Annotated in this window: 3 protein-coding genes and 1 pseudogene; 3 read left to right on the plus strand and 1 reads right to left on the minus strand. The window is 66.5% G+C overall.

Going from position 1 to position 4,796, the window contains the following annotated elements:
• A pseudogene (locus tag A2J02_RS11305) lies at window positions 1–368 on the minus strand (M23 family peptidase); the annotation flags it as partial.
• A 240-nt stretch (window positions 369–608) separates the two neighbouring features.
• On the opposite strand from A2J02_RS11305, the gene A2J02_RS11310 reads away from it, so the two are divergent.
• From A2J02_RS11310 to sucD, 3 genes are all read left to right on the plus strand, one after another.
• Window positions 609–2,474, plus strand: coding sequence for a hypothetical protein (locus A2J02_RS11310; RefSeq protein ID WP_156516192.1), 1,866 nt, complete (start codon window positions 609–611; stop codon window positions 2,472–2,474).
• 146 nt (window positions 2,475–2,620) lie between these two features.
• The gene (gene sucC / locus A2J02_RS11315) at window positions 2,621–3,784 is read left to right on the plus strand and encodes an ADP-forming succinate--CoA ligase subunit beta (RefSeq protein WP_032377331.1); all 1,164 of its coding nucleotides are present in this window, start codon (window positions 2,621–2,623) and stop codon (window positions 3,782–3,784) included.
• An 8-nt stretch (window positions 3,785–3,792) separates the two neighbouring features.
• Window positions 3,793–4,704, plus strand: coding sequence for a succinate--CoA ligase subunit alpha (gene sucD, locus A2J02_RS11320; protein WP_068050146.1), 912 nt, complete (start codon window positions 3,793–3,795; stop codon window positions 4,702–4,704).
• Window positions 4,705–4,796 lie beyond the last annotated feature (92 nt).

Raw genomic sequence — 4,796 nt, forward strand, 5'->3', positions numbered from 1 at the left:
GCGTCGTCGTTGACGACGGCCTGGCCGGCCGCGACGACCGCACCTGCGGCCACTGCGAGAACTGCAGCTCGGCCCTTGAGTGCGGTGGGGGGAAGGGGGATGCGGTGTGCGCCGCCGCGACGGGCCACGGGGGTGGCGTCTGCGGTGGTGGCGAACGTGGTGACGACGGTCGGCGACTCATCGGCTGCGACGTAGGCGGTATCGACGTACTCGGCCTCGGCGTACTGGTACGCGGGATAGGCGTACGCGTCGTAAGCACCGTTGTCGGCAGGTGCGGCGGCGGGCTCGTAGCTGTAGACCGTGGTCGCGTCTTCGGCCGAGGGTCGAGAGAATCTGCTCGATGTGAAGGACGCACGGTGTTGCTGCAAGACCTACAACCTCCGTTATCCGTGACCTGGCCGTTACTGAAAGACTCGGCAGACGGTAACGAAATGATTGCGAGGCGCGCAAGTTAACAGCCCAAACCGGCGGCATATGTGAGATGGCTCACAAGGCGACCAGCGGTTATGTCGTGACGGGCCACATTCGTAATCGGACACGAGAACACGTGGACGGCACACGGTGACAGTAACGGTTCTCGCATCGATCGAGCCGATACCGTGATCCGAGTGCCGACTCCCACCTTCGACGACTCGTCCGCCTCCGGCTCCGAGCGAGCGGAACCGCAGCGAATCCGACCCCAGGACGGAGAGTTCGGCCGAGCCGACGATCCGTCGCCCACTCCGCGCATCGCGCTTGCCGTCGCACTCGCTCTGATCGCTGCGGTTGCCGCAGTGGCGGCCCAGCTGATCGGCGTCGTCCGCAGCGCCGACGGTTCGCCGGTGGGTACCGGGGCAATGGCGGCCGCGATCCTGGCCGCTGCCGTCCCCGTCGTCGTTGTCCTCGGAGCCGCGGTGGGTGTGGTCGGCAAACGCGTCGAATTCGCCGCAGCTCTGCTGGCCGGATACGGCGCAGTGGCACTCGGCCTCACGTTGCTCGACGTTGCCCTGCTGTCCGATCCCATCGATGCGAATCGGCTCGAGCTCTTCCGCCCGCTGAGCGCCGCCATGCTCGACGCGACCGCCGGTGCCTATGTTCTGCTCGCCGGTCACGCTGTGTCGGTGCTGGCGGGTATTGCGGGGTGGTCTGCGGTGCACCGCGCCGGGCTCGGTGACGGGTACGGCCACTCGGTGTATTCGGAACACGTGGGGCGCGCGGCGGCGGGTCGTGTCGGACCGTTGCTCGCGACGCTGCTCGGCGTATTCGGTGTGCTGGCGGCCGTTGCGGCGTTCGCCTCGCTGTACCGCTCGTCCGATCCGGTGGTGATCGTGACGGCGGTGGTGGAGTCGCCGGTGTTCGTAGCGGTGGGCTCCGGAGTCGTCGGTATCGCGGCGCTCGTGGTGGCTGCGTCGGCCCTGGCCTCCCTGTCGCCGCAGGTGGCGTCGGGTGCGGCCGTCGGTGCCGGGCTCGGCGTACTCGGTTTCGCCGGGGTCGGTCTGCTCGCTGGGCTGAGCACCGGAGCTCGGGTCGACGCCGGGCTCGGTGCCTATCTGGGAACGCTGGCGGGTCTCGGACTGCTGATCTGCGGCGCAGTGCTTGCACCCGTCGCTGCTGCGCGTGACCGTCGGGCGCTGGAGAGAGCGCAGCAGCGCGAGTCGGGTGCGCGAGGTGTCCGCGGTGTCGCAGGCCTCGGATCGACGAGGTGGCATGCCGCGGCCGGCAGCGTCGGCGTTCTTGCAGGTGTGCTGTTCGTCGTCGGATCGTTGTTGCCGATTCTGGAGACCGACTCGGGGATCGCCGTGCCTCAGATATTGGCCACTCGCGTGGTGATGGTCGCGGGGTTCGTGATGATTCTGGGTTCGGTGCCGCTGCTGTTCTCCGAATTCGCCTCGGCTGCGCGGCCCTTCGTCTCGATGTTCTGGCTCGGCGCGGTGGCCGCTGCGGCTGGGGTGCTGCAGTCGGTGGTGCTCGCCGAGGACGTGGACGGCGTCGGTGCCGGCATCGGCGCTCTGGCGATCATCGCGGGCGTCGTCGCAGCGGCCGCCACCGGACTACTGGCCCTGTTCGCCGGCTCGGCCGAACGCGACGACGTCGACACGTCCGCGGACGCATCAACCGACGGCGTGGTGCTCGGTACCGGCTTGTTCGGTGCAGCACTTCTCGCTGTGGGCCTGGCCCTGCCGCTGTATCGGGGCAGCGATTTCACTGCCGCCACCGTCACCGAATTTCCGTGGGGCTGGGACACCTGGGGGCAGATGCTGTTCGCCGTCGGAGTGATCGTGGCCGCCGTCGTCGCGGCGCGAGCTCGGGCCGCACGCGGCAGCGTCCTGCTCGGCGGAGCAGCCGTCGCAGGCATAGTCCATCTGGCGTCCTGGCCGCTGACATCTGCACGCGCCACCGATCCGGAAATGGGCCCTGCGGTGCTCCCGTTGGTGGCGGGAATCGTCGTTCTCGGTGTCGCCGCGGCACTTTCGGCCCGCCGCGCCGATCGGTGACGGCCGTTTCATCGAGCCGGTGGCGGTGAGATAGGCCACATAGCATGCATGCGCCCGATGCGCTGTCGGGACACCTGGATAAAGTCCATGCTCAGACCCGCTCACACCCCTGGAGCGGGCGTCAACGTAGACGAGACGGTGAGCTGATGGATCTCTTCGAATACCAGGCGAAGGAATTGTTCGCCAAGCATGGCGTACCCACCTCCGCCGGTCGTGTCACCGACACGGTCGCCGGAGCAACACAGATTGCCGAAGAAATCGGCAAGCCAGTAATGGTCAAGGCACAGGTCAAGGTCGGCGGCCGCGGCAAGGCCGGTGGCGTCAAGTACTCCAAGGACGTCGCAGCAGCCACCGAGAACGCAGAAGCGATTCTCGGACTCGACATCAAGGGCCATGTCGTCAAGAAGCTTCTCGTTGCAGAAGCCTCCGACATCGCCGAGGAGTACTACATCTCCTTCCTGCTCGATCGCACCAACCGCACCTACCTCGCCATGTGTTCGGTCGAGGGTGGCGTCGAAATCGAGGTGACGGCGGAGGAGAACCCCGACGCACTCGCACGTATCCCGGTCGACGCCGTCAAGGGTGTCGACCTTGCTTTTGCTCGTGAAATCGCTGAAAAGGGCAAGCTTCCCGCCGAGGTGCTCGACGCCGCTGCGGTGACCATCCAGAAGCTGTGGGAGGTCTTCATCAACGAAGACGCTCTCCTGGTCGAGGTCAACCCGCTGGTTCGCACCCCGGACGATCAGATCCTGGCCCTCGACGGCAAGGTGACGCTCGACGCCAACGCAGACTTCCGTCAGGCCGGCCACGCCGAGTTCGAGGACAAGGACGCAGCCGATCCCCTCGAGGCCAAGGCCAAGGAGAACGACCTCAACTACGTCAAGCTCGACGGACAGGTCGGCATCATCGGAAACGGTGCCGGACTGGTCATGTCGACCCTCGACGTCGTCGCATACGCGGGCGAGGCACACGGCGGCGTCAAGCCCGCCAACTTCCTCGACATCGGCGGCGGCGCATCGGCCGAGGTCATGGCCGCAGGCCTCGACGTCATCCTCGGTGACGAGCAGGTCAAGAGCGTGTTCGTCAACGTCTTCGGCGGAATCACCGCGTGCGACGCAGTAGCCAACGGCATCGTCGGCGCACTGAAGAAGCTGGGCGACGACGCCAACAAGCCGCTGGTCGTCCGTCTCGACGGCAACAAGGTCGAAGAGGGCCGCAAGATTCTCGCCGACGCCGCGCACCCGCTGGTGACGCTCGCCGGAACCATGGACGAGGGCGCCGACAAGGCCGCCGAGCTGGCAGCGAAGTAGAGGAAACAATGTCTATCTTTCTGAACAAGGACAACAAGGTCATCGTCCAGGGCATCACCGGCGGCGAAGGCACCAAGCACACCGCCCTGATGCTCAAGGCCGGAACCCAGGTCGTCGGTGGCGTCAACGCACGTAAGGCCGGAACCACGGTCAAGCACGTCGACGCCGACGGCAACGACATCGAACTCCCGGTCTTCGGCTCCGTCGCCGAGGCCATGGAGAAGACCGGAGCGGACGTCTCCATCGCGTTCGTCCCGCCGGCATTCTCCAAGGACGCCATCGTCGAGGCCATCGACGCCGAGATCCCGCTGCTCGTCGTCATCACCGAGGGCATCCCCGTGCAGGACTCCGCGTACGCGTGGGCCTACAACGTGGAGAAGGGCAAGAAGACCCGCATCATCGGGCCCAACTGCCCCGGAATCATCACCCCCGGTGAGGCTCTCGTCGGCATCACGCCCGCCAACATCTCGGGAACCGGCCCCATCGGCCTGGTCTCCAAGAGCGGCACGCTGACCTACCAGATGATGTTCGAGCTGCGTGACTTCGGCTTCTCGACCGCCATCGGCATCGGCGGCGACCCCGTCATCGGAACCACCCACATCGACGCCATCGAGGCATTCGAAGCGGACCCCGACACCAAGATCATCGTCATGATCGGTGAGATCGGCGGCGACGCCGAAGAGCGCGCAGCCGACTACATCAAGGCCAACGTGACCAAGCCGGTCGTCGGCTACGTCGCAGGCTTCACCGCTCCCGAGGGCAAGACCATGGGCCACGCAGGCGCCATCGTCTCCGGCTCGCTGGGAACCGCGCAGGCCAAGAAGGACGCACTCGAGGCCGCAGGCGTCAAGGTCGGCAAGACGCCGTCCGAGACCGCGGCCCTCGCGCGCGAAATCCTGGAATCGCTGTCGGTCAAGTAAGTCTCACCATTGGGAAAGCCCGCCACCGACTTCGGTGGCGGGTTTTTTCGTGCGCGCGCCCCGGTTCGCGTCAATGGACCACTGCACACGTC

This window comes from Rhodococcus sp. EPR-147 (assembly GCF_001647185.1).
Lineage (GTDB): Bacteria > Actinomycetota > Actinomycetes > Mycobacteriales > Mycobacteriaceae > Rhodococcoides.

What these genes read in the sequence shown, in the direction of transcription:
- sucC (WP_032377331.1), top strand. Translation starts at nt 2,621, where the DNA reads ATGGATCTCTTCGAATACCAGGCGAAGGAATTGTTCGCCAAGCATGGC.
- sucD (WP_068050146.1), top strand. Translation starts at nt 3,793, where the DNA reads ATGTCTATCTTTCTGAACAAGGACAACAAGGTCATCGTCCAGGGCATC.